The sequence below is a fragment of the Aeromonas sp. 75A genome, from assembly GCF_051919425.1.
Taxonomy (GTDB): Bacteria; Pseudomonadota; Gammaproteobacteria; order Enterobacterales; family Aeromonadaceae; genus Aeromonas; species Aeromonas veronii.
Genome location: NZ_JBQBES010000002.1, coordinates 1,680,289 through 1,700,000, shown reverse-complemented (window position 1 = coordinate 1,700,000; position 19,712 = coordinate 1,680,289). Strand labels below are relative to the sequence as shown.

The 19,712-nt window shown below is 59.5% G+C and carries 19 protein-coding genes, 1 tRNA gene and 2 rRNA genes (1 of these 22 running past the window's edge); 13 read left to right on the top strand and 9 right to left on the bottom strand.

The window, feature by feature from the left end; translation table 11 throughout:
• From ACTG2T_RS07780 to ACTG2T_RS07770, 3 genes are all read left to right on the top strand, one after another.
• Positions 1-869 (top strand): 23S ribosomal RNA (locus tag ACTG2T_RS07780); it begins 2,021 nt to the left of the window's first position.
• A 108-nt stretch (positions 870-977) separates the two neighbouring features.
• Positions 978-1,092 (top strand): 5S ribosomal RNA (gene rrf, locus ACTG2T_RS07775).
• A gap of 96 nt (positions 1,093-1,188) precedes the next feature.
• Positions 1,189-1,265 (top strand) — tRNA-Asp (locus ACTG2T_RS07770).
• 479 nt (positions 1,266-1,744) lie between these two features.
• On the opposite strand, the gene ACTG2T_RS07765 is transcribed toward ACTG2T_RS07770, so the two are convergent.
• The gene (locus tag ACTG2T_RS07765; protein WP_005339919.1) at positions 1,745-2,110 is read right to left on the bottom strand and encodes a YijD family membrane protein; all 366 of its coding nucleotides are present in this window, start codon (positions 2,108-2,110) and stop codon (positions 1,745-1,747) included.
• Between the two features lie 19 nt (positions 2,111-2,129).
• Complete coding sequence (fabR, locus tag ACTG2T_RS07760; protein WP_005339921.1) at positions 2,130-2,750, bottom strand: HTH-type transcriptional repressor FabR; 621 nt, start codon at positions 2,748-2,750, stop codon at positions 2,130-2,132.
• A gap of 147 nt (positions 2,751-2,897) precedes the next feature.
• Between fabR and ACTG2T_RS07755 the strand changes: the two genes are divergently transcribed.
• Positions 2,898-4,016 carry a fatty acid desaturase gene (locus ACTG2T_RS07755; protein WP_330125381.1) on the top strand — a complete coding sequence of 373 codons (1,119 nt, stop codon included), beginning with the start codon at positions 2,898-2,900 and terminating at the stop codon, positions 4,014-4,016.
• A 214-nt stretch (positions 4,017-4,230) separates the two neighbouring features.
• Here ACTG2T_RS07755 and ACTG2T_RS07750 read toward each other — a convergent pair whose 3' ends face one another.
• Complete coding sequence (locus tag ACTG2T_RS07750; RefSeq protein ID WP_005348505.1) at positions 4,231-4,386, bottom strand: hypothetical protein; 156 nt, start codon at positions 4,384-4,386, stop codon at positions 4,231-4,233.
• A 175-nt stretch (positions 4,387-4,561) separates the two neighbouring features.
• On the opposite strand from ACTG2T_RS07750, the gene ACTG2T_RS07745 reads away from it, so the two are divergent.
• The gene (locus tag ACTG2T_RS07745) at positions 4,562-5,188 is read left to right on the top strand and encodes a lysoplasmalogenase (protein ID WP_005348507.1); all 627 of its coding nucleotides are present in this window, start codon (positions 4,562-4,564) and stop codon (positions 5,186-5,188) included.
• Between the two features lie 76 nt (positions 5,189-5,264).
• Here ACTG2T_RS07745 and ACTG2T_RS07740 read toward each other — a convergent pair whose 3' ends face one another.
• Both ACTG2T_RS07740 and ACTG2T_RS07735 read right to left on the bottom strand, forming a co-directional pair.
• A complete protein-coding gene (locus ACTG2T_RS07740) occupies positions 5,265-6,818 on the bottom strand; it encodes a DHA2 family efflux MFS transporter permease subunit (protein WP_330125382.1) in 1,554 nt (517 codons plus the stop codon).
• On the bottom strand, positions 6,818-7,870 hold the full coding sequence (locus tag ACTG2T_RS07735) for an HlyD family secretion protein (protein ID WP_005348510.1): 1,053 nt from the start codon (positions 7,868-7,870) through the stop codon (positions 6,818-6,820). Before ACTG2T_RS07735 ends, ACTG2T_RS07740 begins: the two co-directional genes overlap by 1 nt.
• Before the next feature lie 96 nt (positions 7,871-7,966).
• Here ACTG2T_RS07735 and ACTG2T_RS07730 point away from each other — a divergent pair, with 96 nt between their 5' ends.
• Both ACTG2T_RS07730 and ACTG2T_RS07725 read left to right on the top strand, forming a co-directional pair.
• Positions 7,967-8,869, top strand: a complete 903-nt coding sequence (locus ACTG2T_RS07730; RefSeq protein ID WP_019444678.1) for a LysR family transcriptional regulator — start codon at positions 7,967-7,969, stop codon at positions 8,867-8,869.
• Between the two features lie 9 nt (positions 8,870-8,878).
• Complete coding sequence (locus ACTG2T_RS07725; RefSeq protein WP_005339933.1) at positions 8,879-9,193, top strand: putative signal transducing protein; 315 nt, start codon at positions 8,879-8,881, stop codon at positions 9,191-9,193.
• Between the two features lie 11 nt (positions 9,194-9,204).
• Here ACTG2T_RS07725 and ACTG2T_RS07720 read toward each other — a convergent pair whose 3' ends face one another.
• Complete coding sequence (locus ACTG2T_RS07720; RefSeq protein ID WP_040069539.1) at positions 9,205-10,488, bottom strand: dicarboxylate/amino acid:cation symporter; 1,284 nt, start codon at positions 10,486-10,488, stop codon at positions 9,205-9,207.
• Between the two features lie 209 nt (positions 10,489-10,697).
• Between ACTG2T_RS07720 and ACTG2T_RS07715 the strand changes: the two genes are divergently transcribed.
• Together ACTG2T_RS07715 and ACTG2T_RS07710 are read left to right on the top strand one after the other, a co-directional pair.
• Positions 10,698-10,943: a YecH family metal-binding protein gene (locus ACTG2T_RS07715; protein WP_005357633.1), complete on the top strand. Its 246-nt coding sequence runs from the start codon at positions 10,698-10,700 to the stop codon at positions 10,941-10,943.
• A 99-nt stretch (positions 10,944-11,042) separates the two neighbouring features.
• Positions 11,043-11,642 (top strand): YhgN family NAAT transporter, encoded by a 600-nt coding sequence (locus ACTG2T_RS07710; RefSeq protein WP_330125383.1) that lies wholly within the window; start codon positions 11,043-11,045, stop codon positions 11,640-11,642.
• A 76-nt stretch (positions 11,643-11,718) separates the two neighbouring features.
• Here ACTG2T_RS07710 and ACTG2T_RS07705 read toward each other — a convergent pair whose 3' ends face one another.
• Entirely contained in the window at positions 11,719-12,687 is a 969-nt protein-coding gene (locus ACTG2T_RS07705) for a LysR family transcriptional regulator (protein ID WP_005357635.1), read from the bottom strand.
• A gap of 275 nt (positions 12,688-12,962) precedes the next feature.
• Between ACTG2T_RS07705 and tatA the strand changes: the two genes are divergently transcribed.
• From tatA to ACTG2T_RS07690, 3 genes are all read left to right on the top strand, one after another.
• Positions 12,963-13,124, top strand: a complete 162-nt coding sequence (gene tatA, locus ACTG2T_RS07700) for a twin-arginine translocase TatA/TatE family subunit (RefSeq protein WP_005339944.1) — start codon at positions 12,963-12,965, stop codon at positions 13,122-13,124.
• 16 nt (positions 13,125-13,140) lie between these two features.
• Positions 13,141-13,443 (top strand): YfcZ/YiiS family protein, encoded by a 303-nt coding sequence (locus tag ACTG2T_RS07695; protein ID WP_005339945.1) that lies wholly within the window; start codon positions 13,141-13,143, stop codon positions 13,441-13,443.
• A gap of 228 nt (positions 13,444-13,671) precedes the next feature.
• Positions 13,672-15,093: a lytic transglycosylase F gene (locus ACTG2T_RS07690; RefSeq protein WP_323888215.1), complete on the top strand. Its 1,422-nt coding sequence runs from the start codon at positions 13,672-13,674 to the stop codon at positions 15,091-15,093.
• On the opposite strand, the gene ACTG2T_RS07685 is transcribed toward ACTG2T_RS07690, so the two are convergent.
• Positions 15,071-15,247, bottom strand: coding sequence for a hypothetical protein (locus ACTG2T_RS07685; protein WP_323888192.1), 177 nt, complete (start codon positions 15,245-15,247; stop codon positions 15,071-15,073). The genes ACTG2T_RS07690 and ACTG2T_RS07685 overlap by 23 nt on opposite strands.
• Before the next feature lie 73 nt (positions 15,248-15,320).
• On the opposite strand from ACTG2T_RS07685, the gene ACTG2T_RS07680 reads away from it, so the two are divergent.
• Positions 15,321-16,574 carry a phospholipase D-like domain-containing protein gene (locus ACTG2T_RS07680; RefSeq protein ID WP_330125385.1) on the top strand — a complete coding sequence of 418 codons (1,254 nt, stop codon included), beginning with the start codon at positions 15,321-15,323 and terminating at the stop codon, positions 16,572-16,574.
• A gap of 532 nt (positions 16,575-17,106) precedes the next feature.
• Here ACTG2T_RS07680 and ACTG2T_RS07675 read toward each other — a convergent pair.
• On the bottom strand, positions 17,107-19,662 hold the full coding sequence (locus ACTG2T_RS07675) for a TRAP transporter permease (protein ID WP_005357644.1): 2,556 nt from the start codon (positions 19,660-19,662) through the stop codon (positions 17,107-17,109).
• Positions 19,663-19,712: the final 50 nt, after the last annotated feature.

The following is a 19,712-nucleotide window of genomic DNA, read 5'->3' as shown; positions in this document are numbered from 1 at the left end:
GGTGTACCCGCGGCTAGACGGAAAGACCCCGTGAACCTTTACTACAGCTTGGCACTGAACATTGAACCTACATGTGTAGGATAGGTGGGAGGCTTTGAAGGCGTGACGCCAGTTGCGCTGGAGCCGTCCTTGAAATACCACCCTTGTATGTTTGATGTTCTAACGCAGGGCCCTGAATCGGGCTCGCGGACAGTGCCTGGTGGGTAGTTTGACTGGGGCGGTCTCCTCCCAAAGAGTAACGGAGGAGCACGAAGGTTGGCTAATCCTGGTCGGACATCAGGAGGTTAGTGCAATGGCATAAGCCAGCTTAACTGCGAGACGGACAGGTCGAGCAGGTACGAAAGTAGGTCATAGTGATCCGGTGGTTCTGAATGGAAGGGCCATCGCTCAACGGATAAAAGGTACTCCGGGGATAACAGGCTGATACCGCCCAAGAGTTCATATCGACGGCGGTGTTTGGCACCTCGATGTCGGCTCATCACATCCTGGGGCTGAAGTCGGTCCCAAGGGTATGGCTGTTCGCCATTTAAAGTGGTACGCGAGCTGGGTTCAGAACGTCGTGAGACAGTTCGGTCCCTATCTGCCGTGGGCGTTGGATGATTGAAGGGAGTTGCTCCTAGTACGAGAGGACCGGAGTGAACGAACCTCTGGTGTTCGGGTTGTCACGCCAGTGGCACTGCCCGGTAGCTAAGTTCGGAATCGATAACCGCTGAAAGCATCTAAGCGGGAAGCGAGCCCTGAGATGAGTCATCCCTGACCCCTTGAGGGTCCTAAAGGGCCGTTGGAGACCACAACGTTGATAGGTGGGGTGTGTAAGCGCGGTGACGTGTTGAGCTAACCCATACTAATTACCCGTGAGGCTTAACCATACAACACCCAAGAAGTGTTCTAAGGCTTGTAGCAAACCTAAGCGAACTACTAATTCAATGATAATGATCAAGTCGTTATTCACGTCAGCTTTCTAGATTAAGAATTTGCCTGGCGGCCATAGCGCCGTGGAACCACCTGATCCCATGCCGAACTCAGAAGTGAAACGCGGTAGCGCCGATGGTAGTGTGGCATTCGCCATGCGAGAGTAGGACACTGCCAGGCACCCAATTAAACAGCGATGTGAAGAATCACATCACTGGCTGCGAGGATGACACCTCACTGACGCGGCAAACAATTTAGCGCAAGCTAACCGAATGCGGAGCGGTAGTTCAGTCGGTTAGAATACCGGCCTGTCACGCCGGGGGTCGCGGGTTCGAGTCCCGTCCGCTCCGCCACTAATTTGAAGGCCTTCCCAGATGGGAAGGCCTTTTTGCTATGGGCGATTTTGTCCATAAGACCCACAGATTTGCACACCAGAACCAACACAAAGCCCAGTCTCATGACCGGTTTTTTGTATTTTTAGCGCCTTAAACCACCAATATCTGGCTTTTCCCTGCCAAGTAAGAGTGCCAGATAGCCGGTTATTTCCACCATTTTCTGGCTATATTCGAGCTTTGTCAGCTTCATTTGAGGTCACTTGGGCGAGTCTAGAGGCGGCCAAATCAGGTTTGTGCCGCTTGCCTATTACAGGGCAGTTCCATATTGACCACCCCCTCTTCCATCAGCACATCGATCTTGAAGCCCAGCAGCTTGGCTAGGTTGGGAATACCGAGATTGCCGGATTAATCAGGTACCGTTCAAGCAAAGAGGCCTTCCCGTCGGGAAGGCCTCTTTGCTTTATCTATCAACTGATTACCATCACTCGGTCGATTTATCAGGGCTTCTCTTTGTTGCCAATGCTCAGGCCGAGCTTGATGGAGAGGGCTGCCAGTAACAGCAGCATCATGATCAGGGAGAAGAAGTTGCTGCCAAGCTCCGGGTATTGCACCTTGAGCAGTGCGGAGTGGCCGAAGACACCGATAAAGAAGCAGAGCAGGGTGCAGATGGGGGTGTTGCCCACCATGGGTTCATGGCGATAGTGCTGGAACAGCTGATAGGCCGCCAGCCAGAGGGCAATCAGTGGGAAGAAGGAGAAAGGCACAACCGAGTTGGTCAGCACGGCCAGAGAGGCATCGCCACAGATACCAATCAGCATGGCCATGGCGAGCGGTTTTTTCGGGATCATAAGCTGTTCAGTCATATCGTTCTCCATCCTGTGGTCATGGGTGAGGTTCACGGCGCTTCTGGTTTTGTACCTCGGCGCCCATGGCGATCATCCGCAGTTGGCGAATTGTTCGGTCGGAGAGTGCCCGGCACTCTTCGCTGGTCATGTCGAGCGCATCGGCACCGGCACTGAAGACGATGGTAACCATGGCTTCTGCCTGGATGTAGGCATCTTCCCGTGGTGCTTCGGTGGTGGCTTCCAGATAATCGGTTAGCTCGGCAATGAAGTGCTGGATTTCGCGAGCCACCGCCTGACGAAAGGCGGCCGAGGTGCCAGAGCGTTCCCGTAGCAGCAGCCGAAAGATGTTGGGGTTGTTCTCGACGAACTCCATAAAGGTTTGCACCGAGGTGCTGATGACACTGCCACCACCGGCAATGCGCTGGCGTGCCTGTCGCATCAGTTGGCGCAGGGTAAGACCTCCTTCGTCAACCAGGGTCAGGCCCAGTTCCTCCATATCGCGAAAGTGGCGATAGAAAGAGGTAGGAGCGATACCCGCTTCACGAGCGACTTCCCGCAGGCTGAGATTGGAGAAACTCCGATTGGCGCACAGTTGGCTGAATGCAGCATCGATCAATGTACGCCGGGTTTTTTCTTTTTGTTGAGCGCGAATACCCACGAAATCAGTCACCTTCAGCTTATTGAGGCCAAATGATAACCCGAAGGCGCCTCAGGATCAGGTTTGTATCCTACTTTTTTACCATTGACCGTGAGGAAATCACCATAGAAAATGGCTAACAGCTGTTCGCTGAAAGGATGCAATGAGATGGCCAGACCCCCCATTATTTTCACCAATACCCTGCTGTTCTCCCTCTCTGGGATAGTGGCGTTGATTGTCGTGCCCTGGTACGGCGTGAGCCACGGTTACGATCTCTGGCAGTGGGCCAGTTTCCTGTTGTTGTTCTGCCTGAGTGGTCTCTCCATCACCGCAGGCTATCACCGGCTCTGGTCGCACAAGGCCTACAAGGCGCACCCCGCTTTGCAGTGGTTGTTTGCCATCGGCGGTGCGTTGGCGCTTCAGAATTCGGCCCTGCACTGGTCGGCCGATCACCGCCGTCATCATCGTCATGTGGATGACAACGACAAAGACCCCTACAGCGCGGGGCGCGGCTTCTGGTATTCCCACATCGGCTGGATGCTGCGTGAGCATCAGGGAGATCGCTATGGCGATTACAGCAATGTGCGAGACCTGCAGAACAACCCGGTGATCGCGTTTCAGCACCGTCACTATCTGACGCTAGCGCTGGCGGCCAATCTGGGGCTGCCGCTGCTGCTCGGCCTGTGGCACGGGGACTTGCTCGGCATGCTGCTGTTGGCGGGGGTGCTGAGAATGGTGATGACTCACCACACCACCTTCTTCATCAACTCGCTGGCCCATATCTGGGGCAGTCAGCCCTATACTGACCGCAATACCGCTCGCGATAACGGCATCCTGGCCTTTTTCACCTTTGGCGAGGGGTATCACAACTTTCACCACCTGTTCGAGAATGACTACCGCAACGGCATTCACTGGTGGCAGTTCGATCCGACCAAGTGGTTGATCCGGCTCGCCTCCTGGTGTGGTCTGGCGGGGGATCTCAGATCCTCGCCGGAGGAGCGTATCGAACAAGCTCGACTGCAGATGCAGCTGAAACGGGCACAAGCCAAGTTGCGCAAGCAGGAAGATCGCGAGCTGTGGCAGGCGCTGCTGCAGGAGGAGTACGACAAGCTGAGTCAGCAGCTACAACACTATTACGCCAGTCGCAAGCGGCTGCTGGAGCTGCGCAAGCGCAAGGCGCTGGCGCGCTATGACCGTTTCAAGCTGCAACTGGAGTACCGGGCCCTGCGGGATGGCTTTATCGCAGGTAAACGCAACTGGAGTCGCCTGCTGGCAGGCATTGCATGATGCCGTCTGGTTATCACAGAGACTAAAAGAGAAGACCGCCTGCTGGCGGTCTTCTCTTTGGTATGCATGTTAGAACGGACTAGTTGGCTTGGCTCTGCTGTTGCTGCAATTGATCCAGTGCCTGTTGCTCCTGCTGGCTGAGACCTAGTTGTTCACAGGCCTGCTCAAAGCTGATCCCCAGATGGCACATCATGATATCCAATAACGGGAGGGCTTAGTTGGCTTGGCTCTGCTGTTGCTGCAACTGATCCAGTGCCTGTTGCTCCTGCTGGCTGAGACCCAGTTGTTCGCAGGCCTGCTCAAAGCTGATCCCCAGATGGCACATCATGATATCGATGGCGGGCAGATAGTTTTTCATAGCTTCTTCCATGGTGATCCTCCAGACCCGTCACTTATGCCCTGAACCACTCGGGGCGGCAATTAGACTTTAGGCTTAGTCTGTCCATTTGATCAGCACCCCTGCCACTGGGGTAGGGAATTTGTTACCCTGCACCATGATAAAAACGGTTGCCGTATGACTGCGAGCAACAGGTGAGGAGCAGGGCATGTTATTGAGTTTCTTGATCATCGCTTCAGGTTGGTGGCACATCCGTGCTGCCTACGGTTCAGACAGCCGCCAGTTCTATATCAGCAAGCCGCTGACCATGCTGCTTATCATCGCGTTGGCGTTCGGCTACCAGAGTTATGACCACGATGGTTCACACGCCTGGATCCTGCTCGGCCTCTGCCTCTCGCTGGCGGGCGATGTGCTGCTGATGCTGCCAAGTGATCGCTTCATTCAGGGGTTGGCGGCATTTCTTGTCGCGCATCTCTGCTATATCGTCGGCTTTGCCCAGGGGCCATTGTTGCTCAATCTGGTGGATGGTTTGCTGCTGTTGCTGATCGCCGGCATGGTATTCGGCCTGCTGTGGGGCAAGCTGGGGGAGATGCGGATCCCGGTCTTCTGCTACATGCTGGTGATCATCGGCATGGCCTGGGTGGCCGCTGGTGCCTGGCACGCCTCTCTCACTGCCGGTTCTGCCGCCGCTCTGGTGGGGGCGCTGATGTTCCTCTTCTCCGACAGCATGCTGGCGCTCGATCGCTTCCGCCGCCCCTTTCCCCACGCCCGCGCCTGGGTGATGAGTAGCTACTTCGCCGCGCAATTCCTGATTGCGGGATCGTTGGCGGGATAACGCCATACAGTTGAGGACAGGTATCAGATAACGAAAAACGGGCATTGGCCCGTTTTCGTTTTATGCCCGGCGTTTTTCACGCCTCTAGCGGTTCGGCATCCGCTGCCCGTGGGGCGGGGGATTTGAGCAACAACATCAGGCCGCTGGCGATCAGCAAGAAGATCCCCATGATGTAGAACACCTGGTTGTAGGCCATGATGGCCGCTTCCCGGTTGATGGTATTGGCCAGCATGGCGTGGGCTTGCTGCTGGGCAATCTCGGGGCCTGAACCCTGCGCCATCATGCTCTGGGCCAGTTGCAGCAGATAGTTTTGCCCCTCGATACTGCTGGCGGCCAGAGTGCTGCCAATCTGCAGCACATGGGTGCGGGTATCGTTATCGAGCATGGTCGCGATGATGGCGATACCGAACGCACCACCCAGGTTGCGCAGCACGTTGAGCAGGGTCGAGGAGGAGGGGATCTCATCGTGGCTCAGGCTGGCGGTGGCGACTAGGGAGAGCGGCACCATGATGAAGGGCTGTCCCAGCGCTCGCACGATGAGCGAATGGATCAGCTGCGGCCCGGCGTAGTCGGCACTCATGTTGACGTTCATAAAGCAGCTGACGGCGAAGATCAGGAAGCCGAAGCTCACCAGATAGCGCGGGTCTATCTTGTGGGTCAGCTTGGGCACCAACGGCAGCACCAGCAGTTGCGGCAGCCCCATCCACATCAGTACCTCGCCGATTTCCAGCGCGTTGTAGTTGTGGATCTGGGTCATGTAGAGCGGCAGCACATAGATGGAGCCCATCAACGCCATGCCGAGGATCAGATAGGCGAAGCAGGCCAGCGCGAAGCGCGGGTTGTGCAGCAGCTGCAGATTGACCAGCGGGTGACGGCGGATCAGCTGGCTGATGATGAAGAACACCAGCGCCACCGCCGAAATGACTGCCAGTCGCACGATGAAGCTTGAGCCGAACCAGTCTTCCCGGTTGCCCTCTTCCAGTACCACCTCCAGCAAGCCGAGGCCAAGCGCCATGGTGACGATGCCGATGAGGTCTACCCGCTTGATCACGGCCCAGTCCACCGGTTTTTTATCCAGCCCGTGGGCCAGCATGGCCATCACCAGCAATCCTGGCGGCACGTTGAGATAGAAGATGTAGTGCCACGACATCTGCTCGGTGAGCCAGCCACCGAGGGTCGGGCCGATGGCGGGGGCGAAGGTGGCGCAGAGGCCAAACAGCGCCATGCCGGTGGCCCGTTTCTGTAGCGGCAACAGGGTGACGATGAGGGAAAAGGCCATCGGGATCAGCGCCCCGCCAGTGAAGCCTTGCAGCGCCCGGAAGACGATCATGCTGGTGAGGTTCCAGCTGAACGAGCAGAGCACGGAGGCGGCGATAAACGCGCCGGTGGTCCAGAGCAGGTAACGGCGCACACTCAACCCTCGGCTCAACCAGCCGCTCAGGGGGATGGCGATCATCTCCGCCACCAGATAGGAGGTGGAGATCCAGGAGCTCTCGCTCAGGGTGGCCGACAGGGCCCCCTGAATGTCCTTCAGGGAGGCATTGGTGATCTGGATATCGAGGATGGCCATGAAGGCGCCGATAAGGCCCCCCATGACCGCGATCCAGTTGCGACGTGGAATGGGTTCCATCAGTTGGCAGCCACCACGGGATCAGGAGTGCGGGTATCCACGATCACTTCGGTCGAGAGACCCGGCAGCAGCTTGCCTGCCAGCGGGCCCGGCTCGGGGATGCGGATCTTCACCGGCACCCGCTGCACGATTTTGGTGAAGTTGCCGGTGGCATTCTCCGGCGGCAGCAGAGCGAACTTGGCGCCGGTCGCCGGAGCCAGGCTGTCGATGATCCCCTCGACCGGTTGATCCGGGTAGGCATCGAGTACCACTTCGACCTTCTGGCCCGGCTGCATATGGGCGAGCTGGGTCTCCTTGAAGTTGGCCTCGACCCACACCTGCTGCAGCGGCACCAGGCTGGCGACCTGCATACCGGACTGGACGTAGAGCCCTTCCCGCAGGCTGCGCTTGCCGATGATGCCATCGGCCGGTGCCCGCAGCTCGGTATAACCTAGCTCCAGCTTGGCCTGCTCCAGTTGTGCTTCGCTCAATGCCAGCTTGGCCAGATTCTGTTTGCGTTCGGCATCCAGTACCAGCAGTCGCTCACGGGCCGCCTGCAGGGCGGCTTGGGCCTCCCTAGCTTGCGCCTGGTTGACCTGCAGACCGGCACGCACCTCGTCCAGACTGTCTTGCGAGCTGTAGTGGCGCTGGTTGAGCTGACTGATCCGGTTGACCTGCTGGCTGGCGCGCAGCTGTTCGGCATTGGCGGAGGCGACCTTGGCCTCGGCCTGCTGGATCAGGCTCAGTTGTTGGGTGCGGGTGGCGGCCAGATTTTCGGCCGTCGCCTGATTGAGGCGCAGGTCGGCTTCGGCCTCCGCGACCCTGGTTTTGTATTCGCGATCATCGAGCCGGGCGATCAGTTGGCCCGCTTTGACCGGCTGGTTGTCGGTGACCAGCACTTCGCGGATATAGCCGGGCAGCTTGGAGCTGATCCCGGTCACTTCACTTTGCAGATAGGCGTTGTCGGTGCTTTCAAAATAGCGGCCGTGAAGATACCAGTAACCGGCGAACAGCAGACCGAGCAGCGCCAATATCATGGCTGCCAGCAGGGGAATTTTTTTGTGTTGACTCATTTTTGTGATTCCTGAACTTAAGGGGCGCAGGCTAACACTGGTCAACTGTTTCGATTAGTATTGGTTCACGAGATATACAGTTTCACTGGTGCAACAATGGATCTCAATGCCGCGTTAATTCTGGTGCGTATCGTCGACAAGGGCTCGTTTACGGGGGCCGCCCGCGAGCTGGGGATGACCAAGGCGATGGTCAGCCGCCGCATCGCCGAACTGGAACAGCGGCTCGGAGTGCGTCTGCTCTATCGCTCCACCCGTCAGCTCACGTTGACCGAGGAGGGGGAGAAGTACTACCTGCACTGCAGCAAGGCGGTCGATGCTCTGACCGAAGCCGAGCTGATGCTGAGCGCCAGCCAGCAGGAGGTGACCGGCACCCTCAAACTGGCGGTACCCATCGAGACGGGGCAACTGGTGGTCGGGCGCCTGGTCGCCAAGTTTTTGCAGGCTTATCCCGCCTTGCAGGTGGAGCTGGAGCTGACCAACCGGGTGGTGGACCCCATCAGCGAAGGGCTGGATGCGGTGGTGCGGATTGGCGACATGAGCGACTCCAATCTGGCTGCACGCCGACTCTGGAGCACCGGGCGGCTGCTCTGTGCCAGCCCGGACTATCTGGCCCGTAGTCCGGTCATCGAGCGGCCGGAGGATCTGGCCAACCACGAGCGAGTGACGGTGAGCAGCGGGTTTCTCGCCTCTCACTGGTGCTTCGAGCTGGATGGCAGAGAGGTGCTGGTTGACCCCCCATCCCGTTTTCGGGTCAATAATATTACCTGTGCCCGGGAGGCTGCGAAGGCGGGGCTGGGGTTGGCCTCGTTACCCGCTATGCTCTGTCAGGATGAGCTGGCCAGCGGCGAGCTGGTGATCCTGCTGCCAGAGTGGCAGCAACCCAGGGTGCCGATTTATTTGCTGTTTCCGGAGCGGCAACTGATGCCGCGCAAGTTGCGGGCATTCATCGATTTCATGATTGAAAATGGCGCCGAGTTTGGCATCGACAAGTTGTTGTAAGGGGGAGCTATGGATAACTGGATCAATCTCTATCGCGCCTCACACACCCTGGAGGCACACGCGTTGAAAGGGGCGCTGGAGGCGGAAGGGGTGCTGGTGCGCCTCAATGGCGAGGGGCTGTCGGGCGCCCTTGGCGAGCTGCCGGTCGACATGTTGCAGGTGACCCTGATGGTGCGGGCCGAGGATCGCAGCAAGGCAGGACGGGTCATCGAGCGTTACCAGCAGCGTCAGGGAAACGGCTGGCTGTGCGGCCAGTGCGGGGAGGAGAACGGCGCCAACTTCGACGTCTGCTGGCGCTGTCATCACGATCCCCACGACAGCTGATCTCTCTTCCGCTAGCGCGGCGGGAACTCGATATCTTCCCCTGCGCTGGCATCGTGATAGGTCGCCAGATCCAGCTCGTTTTCGCTGCGGGCGATCAGAACCGACACCAGAATATCCCCCGAAACATTGACCGTGGTGCGCGCCATGTCGAGGATCCGGTCAATGCCTGCAATCAGTGCCACCCCTTCCAGCGGCAAGCCCACCGCCGTCAGGGTCAGGGTCAGCAGCATCAACCCGGTGCCCGGGGTGCCTGCGGTGCCGATACTGGCCAGGGTGGCGATGCTGATGATGGTCAGGTAATCGACCATGTGCAGATCCACCCCGAACGCCTGAGCTACGAACAGCGCAGTCACTCCCTGATAGAGGGCGGTGCCATCCATGTTGATGGTGGCGCCGATGGGCAGCACCTTGGCGGTGATGGCGGGGGAGACTCCCAGCCGCTTCTCGGCGCAGGCCAGACTGATGGGCAGGGTGGAGTTGCTGGAGCTGCTGGTAAACGCAACCGCCTGGGCGTCAACGATGCTCTTGAAGTAGTGCAGTGGATTGAGCCGTGCCAGCAGGAGCAGCAGGGTGCTATAGACCCCGAGCACGTGCAGCAGGCAGCCGAGGTAGACGGCGCCGATCACCTTGAGCAGCGGCAGCAGCAGGTCGAGACCGTACTTGCCGGTCATCCAGGCCATCAGGGCGCAGACACCGTAAGGGGCGAGCGCCATCACCATCTGGGTCAGCTTGAACATCCCCTCGGCCAGCGAGGTGAAGAAGAGGATGGCGGGGCGGCCACGGCGACCGCTGGCATTGAGGGCGACCGCCAGCGCCACCGCAAAGACAATTACTTGCAGGATCTTGCCATCCACCATCGCCTGTACCGGGTTGCTCGGCACCAGATGGCTCAGCACGCTGGCCAGGGTGGGTGGTTCCGACATGCCGATACGCTCATAGGGGCCCATGTCGGCGCCCATGCCGGGCTCCAGCAGCCAGCCCATCATCAGGCCGATGCAGATGGCGATGGCGGTCGAGCAGAAGTAGAGGCAGATCGCCTTGCTGCCGATGCGGTCGAGGGCCTTGCCCTTGAGCAGCGAGGTGAGGCCAGCGATGACCGAACAGAAAATGAGAGGCACCATCAGCATCTGGATGGTGTTGACGAACAAGACGCCAAGGGGCTTGAGCAGCAGGGCTTGCTCTTCAAAGCCGACGCCCAGACCCACCCCTGTCAGCATGCCGATCAGGGTCTTGAGCCAGAGTGGTCGGCGGGTCCAGATCTGCCAAGGCTTGAGAGCCTCTCCATGGAACAGCATGACGCCAATATCCTTATACATTGTCTGCGATGGCCAAAAAGGGGCGCCAGTGTAGCGATCCCTGACGCGGGTTGCCACATTATCGACAAAGCGGTGGCGGTGACCACTCCCCTGACCAGGAAATGCGCAATTTATTGGCCTATATCAAGATCCCTCCGGGCGGGGAGATATTTAATTGGCATTAAATATGTTCATTATTGAGGTGAGAGATGTCGCAATCGGTTCATGGTCACGAAGTGATGGAGATGATGCTGGCACAAGGGGGGCAATTTACCCGTGCCAGCCTGAAACAGGCGATGGCCGAGCGGTTCGGTGCCGAGGCACGTTTTCATACCTGCAGCGCCAGCGAGATGGATGCGGAAGCGCTGATCGACTTTCTGGCCGCCCGTGGCAAATTCATCGACTCGGCCGAGGGTTTTCAGACCCGCGCCGACAAGATCTGCAACCACGGTTAATCCCGCTGCGAGCGCATCATGGCGCTCGCTCAATTCTTCGCCCTTTGCTATATTTCGCCCCCTCTCTTTTCCCTATTCAGGGCGTAGCCCGGGCGTTGTATGGATACTTTCTCTGCCGCAGTCATGCTGTTTCTGATCATGGACCCGCTGGGCAACCTGCCGGTCTTCCTCTCTATCCTGCGTCATATCGATCCCAAACGACGTCGCAAGGTGATGGTGCGCGAGCTGCTCTTCTCGCTGGCCATCATGATGTTGTTCCTGTTCGTCGGTCAGCAGATCCTCGGTTTCCTCAACCTGCGGCAGGAGGCGGTCAGCATTGCGGGGGGTATCATCTTGTTCCTGATCGCCATCAAGATGATCTTCCCGAGTGAGGGGGGCGTGACCGGGCTGGCGGCGGGCGAGGAGCCCTTCCTGGTGCCGATGGCGATCCCGATGATCGCCGGTCCCTCGATCCTCGCCTCCTTGATGCTGCTGGCCAATCAGGAGCCCAGCCGGATGGTGGACTGGTCGCTGGCGCTCTTTATGGCCTGGGCCGCCAGCGCGGTGATCCTGATGTTCTACGAGGTATTCAACAAGCTGCTGGGTGAGCGGGGACTCACTGCGGTGGAGCGGCTGATGGGCATGCTGCTGGTGATGATCTCGGTCCAGATGTTGCTGGACGGGGTACATCACTATCTGACGGTGACCGGTCAGGGCTGAGCGGTTTACATCTTGAAGTGAATGAAACGGGGCTACGCAGAGCCCCGTTCTTTTTTGTTGCCGAGAAGGCGTGCCGTCACCCGTGAGTGGTCGCTGCAGGTTCCAGTTTGCTCATGATGAGGGACAGCAGCAGCTCCCGCAGCCAGCGGTGGCCCGGATCCTCGCTGTGACGCTGATGCCAGATGAGCAGATGGGAGATGCTGTCCAACCCGATGGGCAGCGGCAGCTGCAACAGCGGATAGACCTGGGTGGCGTGGCGGGCGTAGAGCCGGGAGAGCGTCACTATCATGTCGGAGTGCATCCCCATCCGCAGCGCCGCCTCGAAGGAGGGCACGGTTGCCTCGATACGTCGGTAGAGATCCTGCTCTGCCAGCTTGTGATCCAGCATCCAGCGGTCCCGCCCCTCGCAGTAAGTCTGCACATGGGGATAACTGAGGTAGTGCTCCAGATTCCAGTTGGGCTCTCGCAGCGCAGGGTGGTGCTGCTGCACCAGACAGGTGAGGTCATCGACCGCCAGCACTCGCTGACAGATGCTGTCGGGCAGGGTATCGAGCCGATAATCGGAGCTGATGCAGTTCTCTCGCACCGCGAAGGCGATGTCCACCTGTCCCTGACTCATCTCGGTCAGACTGTTCTCGGTCCACTCCTCGTAACGCAAGCGGATCCTTGGTGCCTGCCGCTTCAGCTCGCTCAGGTAGAGCGGGGCAAACAGGGTAAAGGCGCTGTCCATGCTGGCGATGACGAACTCTCGCTCCGAGCTGGCGGGGTCGAACTCGGGCGGCTGGATCAGGTTGTCCAGCGACAGCAGGATGGGTTGCAACTGCTGCTGCAGTGCAAGGGCACGGCCGGTGGGTTCCAGCCCGTAGGCAGAGCGGATGAAGAGGGGATCATTGAAGGTATCGCGCAGACGGCCGAGGGCTTTGCTGACGGCGGACTGGCTCAGATGAAGACGGCGTGCCGCCTTGCTGCCGTTGCGCTCCTCCAGCAGCACCTGCAGGATAATCAGCAAATTGAGGTCGATGCGACCCAGTTGTTCCAGCAGCATGGTATGAATCCTCTTCAATTCTAAGATGAATTTATACCATTTGTTTTCATATCTTGGCGATCTTATCCTCGAATGGTCTCAGGTTCGCATGAACCACTGGTACAGGATGTAGCGGTTGAGGGGACATGTAGCACAATCAATATGGCGACCTTTGGGTCGCCCTATTTTTGGCTATGATTTATTTGCTCACTTGCACCTGCCTTGATTTTGCCCAACAATCCCTGCGCTCTATTTTGATACAAGTAACAGATATCTCTTTGTGAGGGAGTATCCCTATGGGACTCGGTGGAATTCATATCTGGCATATGTTGATCCTCTTGCTGGTTGTTGTGCTGGTCTTCGGCAGCAAGCGTCTTGCCAGTGCAGGTGAGGATCTGGGTACCGCCATCAAAGATTTTCGCAAGGCGATGCGTGACGACGCAAATCATCCGAAATAAGCAGTAGGAGTAGAAAATGTCTGTAGACGAGAAAGTTGAACTGAACGAAACCTGTGACAGCTGCGGCTGTTTTGCCGAGATCGGCACCATCATCGGCGAAGGCGACGATGTGATGGATCTGGTGATTGAAGCCGCTGCCGAGGCTGATGCCCGCGCCAAGCTGGCTGCCTATGAAGCACTGGCCAAACAGGTCACCGCCGAAGCTCAAGTGAGCAGCGAACTGACCCAGGGCGCCAACGGCGTGATCCTGAAAGCCCGCCTGCAATTCACCTGCACCGCCGAAAAACTGATTTTCGAAATGCGGGCCCGCTCTATCTGAGTTGTCTGATAACGCGGCAGGTTTGCCTGCCGTGTTGACCCTTCTGCTGTGGGTCGGCGTTCTATAGTTACTCTATCCCACAGACGTTTTGCCCGGCGCGAGTCGGCCAACAGAAGGCGTAAACATCATGACGCAGCGATGGATCTCTGCCCCCAATCCCACCCTCTATCGTGATCCGTGCTGCCAACAGGCAGCAGGTGTGACGTCAGCACAGGGGCAGCCATCGTGATGCGACGCTGGATCTGGGCTCTGCTGGCCCTCTGCTGTTTTCCCCTGCTGGCGGCTGAACTCAAGCCACAGCGTCTGCCCCAACCCGGGGACCTCGAAAGCATTCTGCAAAAGCGCGAACTCAGGGCTCTGGTGGTCTATGAGCGCGGCTTCTACTTTCTCGATCGCGGCGCCCAGTACGGCATTCTGGTCAATCAGCTGCAAGGGTTCGAGCGCTGGCTGAACAAGACCTATCTCGCCAAAGAGAAGGTCAAACTCAAGGTGGTCTACATCCCGGTGCGTCAGGACAAGCTGCTGGACTATCTGACCGAGGGGCGTGGCGATCTGGTGGCTGCAACCATGACGGTGACCCCGACCCGGCGTGAACAGGTGGCCTTCTCCCGGCCGCTCATTTCATCCATCGAGGAGTGGGTGGTGAGCCAGCAGAGCCTGCCCGCCTTCAGCCGCATTACCCAGCTCTCCGGCAGGCGGGTCTGGGTACGTGCCAGCTCCAGCTACTACGAGAGTCTGCGCCAGCTCAACTGGTTGTTTCGCGAGCTGGGGTTGCCCCCCGTCTATATCGAAACGGTGCCCGAATATCTACAGGATGGCGATCTGCTGGAGATGGTGGCCGCAGGCATTATTCCCCTGACGGTGACTGACAGCTACAAGGGGCGGATCTGGCTGGGTGGCATGATCTCCGGCCTCAAGGCCCACAAGCTGATCCCCCTGCGCAGCAATGGCACCAGCGCCTGGGCGCTGCGCAAGAACAGCCCCGAGCTGCTCAAGGCGGTCAATGGCTATCTGGCGAGTGTCAGCCGCAACAGCCTTTACAGCGACATGACCCTGCGCCGCTTGCTGGTTCGCAGCGATCAGATGAGCAATATCCTGGCGCCGGATCCTATGGGGCGCCTCGCGACCATTCGCAAAGTGCTGGAGAAGTACGCCAATCAATACGATCTCGACTGGCTGATGCTGGCGGCGCTTGGCTACAAGGAGTCCGGCCTCAATCCCAAGGCGCGCTCGCCCAAGGGGGCCGTGGGCCTCATGCAGCTGCTGCCCAGTACGGGGCGGGAGGTCGGCATCAACGGCACCAGACTCACCACGCTGGAGGGAAATGTAGAGGCCGCCTGCCGCTACATGCGGTTGATCCTCGATACCTACTTCAATGATCCCAAGCTGGATCGGCTCAACCGCCACCTGTTTGCCCTCGCCGCCTACAACGCCGGGCCGAACCGGGTGCAGGCGCTGCGAGGCAAGGCGGAGAAGCTGGGGCTCGATCCCAACGTCTGGTTCGGTAACGTGGATCAGCTGGTAGCCAACGAAGTCGGACAGGGGCCGATCAACTATGTCGGCACCATCTACAAGTACTACGTGGCCTATCGTTTCAGCCTGCCCCAGATCGAGGGCAAGGTTGCCGCTATCGAAGCGGCTCAGCCCTGAGCCGGTTGACCGGCAGGGTCGCCTGCACGGTCGGCAATTGCCAGCCACCGTCCCTGTGTTGCAAAAACCACTGAGCAGGGCCGGTGGCCGGGATGAGATCTGGCTGGCTGAGCTGGCCCAGATAGCGCAACATCGGGGTATCATGCAGTTCCATCAGCAACTCCTTTTGAATATGTGAAGAGGCTCGCCAGCGTTATGACACCCGGCCATGACAGCAGGATGACACCATGATCTCCGGATCCTTTGCCCTGATCGACGATCCCCTGCTGGCGCTCAAGGTGCGCTGCCACTGGATCCGTCATGCCCGCGAGCGGATCCAGGCGCAGTACTACAGCTGGGAGGAGGACAGCAGCGGCAAGCTGCTGCTGAGCGAGCTGCTTCACGCCGCCCGGCGCGGCGTCAAGGTGCAGCTGCTGGTGGATGATCTCTATGCCGGTGACAACCGCTTTCTGGAGATGGTGGCTCACTACCCCGGGATCGAGGTGCGGCTGTTCAACCCCTTCTGGCTGCGGGGTTGGCGCCCGCTGGCATTGCTGCTGGAGGGGCTGCTCAGCTTTCGCCGCATCAACCACCGGATGCACAACAAACTGCTGCTGGTGGATGGCAAGCTGGCGCTGATCGGCGGGCGCAACATAGGTGATCGCTACTTCGGTCTGGATCCGCAAGCCCCCTTCGTGGATCTCGATCTCGCCTGTCAGGGGGGGCTGTGTCAGCAGATGGTGCAGGGGTTCGAGCAGTTCTGGCACAGCCGCTGGAGTCACCCCATCCGCCATCTACTGCGCCGCGAGCTGCTGCCCGCCGAAATAGAGGTGGTCAACGACTTCCTGTTCACCATGACGGATCCGGCGGTAGCGACGGTCTACGATCTGCCCGCGGCGCTGTTTGACGAGAGCGATGTACCGCTGCAGTGGCACGAGGGGCGGGCAGAGGTGTGGTTCGACCGTCCCGGCAAGGGGCTGATCTCCCGTCCCACCACTGCCCGTCAGCTCTGGCGCCAGCTGGCTGACAATCCCGGCTCGCTGGGGCTGGTGACCCCTTACCTCATCCTTACTCGCGGGTTTCGGCACCGTCTGGCGCGGCTGCGCCAGCAGGGGTTTTCCATCGACATTCTCACCAACTCGCTGGCCAGCACCGATGTGCCGCTGGTCTATGGCGCCTATCAGCGTTATCTCGGCTGGTTGCTGCGGCGCGGGATCCGGGTCGCCGAGTTTGACCACGGCCACGGCAGCCTGCACGCCAAGCTGATCCTGCTGGGGGAGGTGCGGGCGCTGTTTGGCAGCCTCAACCTCGATCCCCGCTCGCTGTTTCTCAATACCGAACTGATGCTGCATTTGCATTGCCCGCCGATCTGCGAGGCGCTGCGAACGTGGCTGGCTCACTGGCAGGAGCAGGCGGGTGGATTGCCGCGCAAACCCGAGGGGTGGTCAAGGCGACTGATAGCCCGCCTGAGCGACTGGTTGCCACTGCGCCGTTGGCTGTGAGGCGGCCATTTTTTGTGCGAGATCTCGCAAAGCCTTGTAAGCCATTGCTGATGCCCCTTGCGGGTGAATAACCATGCATGAATATATCTTACTGTTTTATAACAATTTAGTGGTGATGACAAGGCTGTTTTTTGTACTCTTATGTGAATGGAGTTAGCATAAAAACGTTTTTTATTTTGTTTTTATGCGTAATATTTCAGCTGCAAGGACAAACACGGCGGCTTGTCTGCCGTGTGGACGAAGGTTGTAACGGGTAGCTGGCCAGTTGCATTGCTGCAATTGGCGCGCACTTCAGATGGGTCGCGAACTATCGGAAAGTGAAACAGAGACCCGGCGTGGCCGGACTCCAATATGGAACATGCTATTTGCGAGGGGGTGACATGGACATGTCACCCCACTTTTTTGGCCGCTCGCCACCGTTTATCTTTTTCCATGATTGTTGCTCATCGCAAGAGCCGCAGAGGGCAAGGCAATAACAAGGCAATAAAAAGAGGGCCGCAATAGCGGCCCTCTGTATCATCTGCCCGGTGGATTAACCGGCCTTGACGCTGCGGCGACGCTGCAGCCAGACGATCGCCCCGAACAGCAGGAAGCCCGGGATCCACATCCACTCCTTGGTCCAGCGCTCGGTCGGCGCCTTGACGGTGAGGATCTCCTGATCGAACTCCAGTCCCATGGTGGCGGCCGGGCTGCCAAAGGCGACGTTGTCGATCAGCGTCTTGCCGTCCTGCTCATAGAGGCTGAGCCCCAGATTGGCCAGCCGCTCTTCGCCATTTGCCCCATCCGGTACGGCGACCAGCAGGGTGAACTTGCGTGGCTTGCCCACGGCATCTTCACCGAGGATCCGCAGCCGCAGGGTGCTCTCCGCCTCCACTTCACCCATGGTTTGGGCCAGCTGGGCAGGCGGGGTCTCGCGATAGGGGTCGTGCACCATGTCCATCCAGAAACCCGGGCGGAACAGGGTAAAGGCGACCAGCAACAGCAGCACGCTCTCGTACCAGCGGCTCTTCACCAGGAACCAGCCCTGAGTGGCGGCGGCGAAGATCAGCATGGCGATGGTCGCCACGATGAAGATCAGCACCCCGTGGGCGAAGTCCACGTCGATCAGCAGCAGATCGGTGTTGAAGATAAACAGGAACGGCAGCGCTGCGGTACGCAGGCTGTAGTAGAACGCGGTGATCCCGGTCTTGATGGGATCGCCCTTGGAGACAGCGGCTGCCGCGAAGGAGGCCAGCCCCACCGGTGGCGTCACATCCGCCATGATGCCGAAGTAGAAGACGAACAGGTGCACCGCGATCAGCGGCACGATCAGCCCGTTTTGCTGCCCCAGCGTCACCACCACCGGTGCCAGCAGGCTGGACACCACGATGTAGTTGGCGGTGGTGGGCAGCCCCATGCCAAGGATCAGGCTCAGCAGGGCGGTCAGCAGCAGCATCAGCAGCAGGTTGCCCATGGAGAGGAACTCCACCAGATCAGCCAGCACCAGACCAACCCCGGTCTGGGAGACCGCACCCACGATAATCCCCGCGGTGGCGGTGGCAATGCCGATACCGATCATGTTGCGGGCACCTGCGACCAGCCCTTCCCGCAGATCCACCACGCCGTCAGCGACGGTTCCGTAGTCGTGCTTGCCGTCCTTGCGCAGCCAGTTGAGCAGCGGGCGCTGAGTCAGCAGGATGATCACCAGCATCACGGTACCCCAGAAGGCCGACAGCCCCGGCGAGAGGCGTTCCACCATCAGGCACCATACCAGTACTACCACCGGCAGCAGGAAGTGCAGGCCGGAGAGCAGCACGGCGCGGGTGTTGGGCAGCTCGGTGAGCGGCTTGTCGGGATCTTCGGCAGGCAGCGGTTCATTGCTGGCGGCGATCTTCAACAGGGCCACATAGGTGGCAGCCAGCAGTACCGAGATCCCCGGCAGGGCGTAGTCACCCAGTGCAGGTTTGAGCCAGCCGAGGCCATAGTAGACCGCCAGCGACAGGCCGCTGATGAGGGCCGCGCCAAAGGCAAAACCGGTCAGGCGACGCAGCCAGGGTTTGGGTTGATGGTTGCCGATGGGCTGCATGCCCAGTTTCAGCGCCTCCAGATGGACGATGTAGAGCAGCGCTATGTAGGAGATGGCGGCAGGCAGGAAGGCGTGCTTGATGATCTCCACATAGGGGATACCCACGTATTCGACCATCAGGAAAGCCGCAGCCCCCATCACCGGCGGCATGATCTGGCCGTTGACCGAGGAGGCCACTTCGACCGCCCCCGCTTTCTCTGAACTGAAGCCTACCTTCTTCATCATCGGGATGGTGAAGGTGCCGGTGGTCACCACGTTGGCAATCGACGAGCCGGAGATCAGGCCGGTCAGGCCGGAGGCGACCACTGCCGCCTTGGCCGGGCCGCCGCGCAGGTGACCGAGCAGGCTGAAGGCGAGCTGGATAAAGTAGTGACCGGCACCGGCCCGCTCCAGCAGGGCGCCGAACAGCACGAACAGAAACACGAAGCTGGTGGAGACGCCAAGGGCAATGCCGAACACCCCTTCGGTGGTGATCCACTGGTGGTTGGCCAGCGCGGTAAAGCCTACCCCGCGATGTGCCAGCAGTCCCGGCATCCAGGGGCCCGCCAGGCTGTAGATCAGAAAGACGATAGCGATGACCGCCAGTGCTGGCCCCAGGGCGCGGCGCGCCGCTTCCAGCAGCAGCGGAATGCCGATGCAGGCGGTCACCAGATCGGCGGTGGTGAGGGTGCCGGGACGCAGCGCCAGTGCTTCATACATCACAAACAGGTAAGAGGCGGCGCCAGCAGCGATCAGACCGAGAGCGATATCGCCGAGGGGAACCCGATCCCGTGGCGAGGAGCGAAATGCCGGGAACACCAGAAAAGCGAGCAACAGGGCAAAGGTGAGGTGAATGGAGCGGGTTTCGGTGTCATTGAGTACGCCAAACCCCACCATAAAGGGGAGTGGCGAGGCGATCCAGAGCTGGAATAGGGACCAGGCCAGCGCCAGTGCTGTGATGAGCCAGCCCATGATGCCCAGCGGCAGGCGAGCGCCCACATCCTGGGCGATCAGTTCCTCGGTAGAGAGTTGTTTATCTTGCATAGGGTTAACTTGTGCCAACGAGTACAACAAGAGCGACACCCGCCCCCGCA

Bases quoted from the DNA above. Each gene is read 5' to 3' on its own strand.
- ACTG2T_RS07765 (WP_005339919.1), bottom strand. From the start codon at position 2,110: ATGACTGAACAGCTTATGATCCCGAAAAAACCGCTCGCCATGGCCATG.
- ACTG2T_RS07755 (WP_330125381.1), top strand. From the start codon at position 2,898: ATGGCCAGACCCCCCATTATTTTCACCAATACCCTGCTGTTCTCCCTC.
- ACTG2T_RS07750 (WP_005348505.1), bottom strand. From the start codon at position 4,386: ATGGAAGAAGCTATGAAAAACTATCTGCCCGCCATCGATATCATGATG.
- ACTG2T_RS07745 (WP_005348507.1), top strand. From the start codon at position 4,562: ATGTTATTGAGTTTCTTGATCATCGCTTCAGGTTGGTGGCACATCCGT.
- ACTG2T_RS07740 (WP_330125382.1), bottom strand. From the start codon at position 6,818: ATGGAACCCATTCCACGTCGCAACTGGATCGCGGTCATGGGGGGCCTT.
- ACTG2T_RS07735 (WP_005348510.1), bottom strand. From the start codon at position 7,870: ATGAGTCAACACAAAAAAATTCCCCTGCTGGCAGCCATGATATTGGCG.
- ACTG2T_RS07730 (WP_019444678.1), top strand. From the start codon at position 7,967: ATGGATCTCAATGCCGCGTTAATTCTGGTGCGTATCGTCGACAAGGGC.
- ACTG2T_RS07725 (WP_005339933.1), top strand. From the start codon at position 8,879: ATGGATAACTGGATCAATCTCTATCGCGCCTCACACACCCTGGAGGCA.
- ACTG2T_RS07720 (WP_040069539.1), bottom strand. From the start codon at position 10,488: ATGCTGTTCCATGGAGAGGCTCTCAAGCCTTGGCAGATCTGGACCCGC.
- ACTG2T_RS07715 (WP_005357633.1), top strand. From the start codon at position 10,698: ATGTCGCAATCGGTTCATGGTCACGAAGTGATGGAGATGATGCTGGCA.
- ACTG2T_RS07710 (WP_330125383.1), top strand. From the start codon at position 11,043: ATGGATACTTTCTCTGCCGCAGTCATGCTGTTTCTGATCATGGACCCG.
- ACTG2T_RS07705 (WP_005357635.1), bottom strand. From the start codon at position 12,687: ATGCTGCTGGAACAACTGGGTCGCATCGACCTCAATTTGCTGATTATC.
- tatA (WP_005339944.1), top strand. From the start codon at position 12,963: ATGGGACTCGGTGGAATTCATATCTGGCATATGTTGATCCTCTTGCTG.
- ACTG2T_RS07695 (WP_005339945.1), top strand. From the start codon at position 13,141: ATGTCTGTAGACGAGAAAGTTGAACTGAACGAAACCTGTGACAGCTGC.
- ACTG2T_RS07690 (WP_323888215.1), top strand. From the start codon at position 13,672: ATGCGACGCTGGATCTGGGCTCTGCTGGCCCTCTGCTGTTTTCCCCTG.
- ACTG2T_RS07685 (WP_323888192.1), bottom strand. From the start codon at position 15,247: ATGGAACTGCATGATACCCCGATGTTGCGCTATCTGGGCCAGCTCAGC.
- ACTG2T_RS07680 (WP_330125385.1), top strand. From the start codon at position 15,321: ATGATCTCCGGATCCTTTGCCCTGATCGACGATCCCCTGCTGGCGCTC.
- ACTG2T_RS07675 (WP_005357644.1), bottom strand. From the start codon at position 19,662: ATGCAAGATAAACAACTCTCTACCGAGGAACTGATCGCCCAGGATGTG.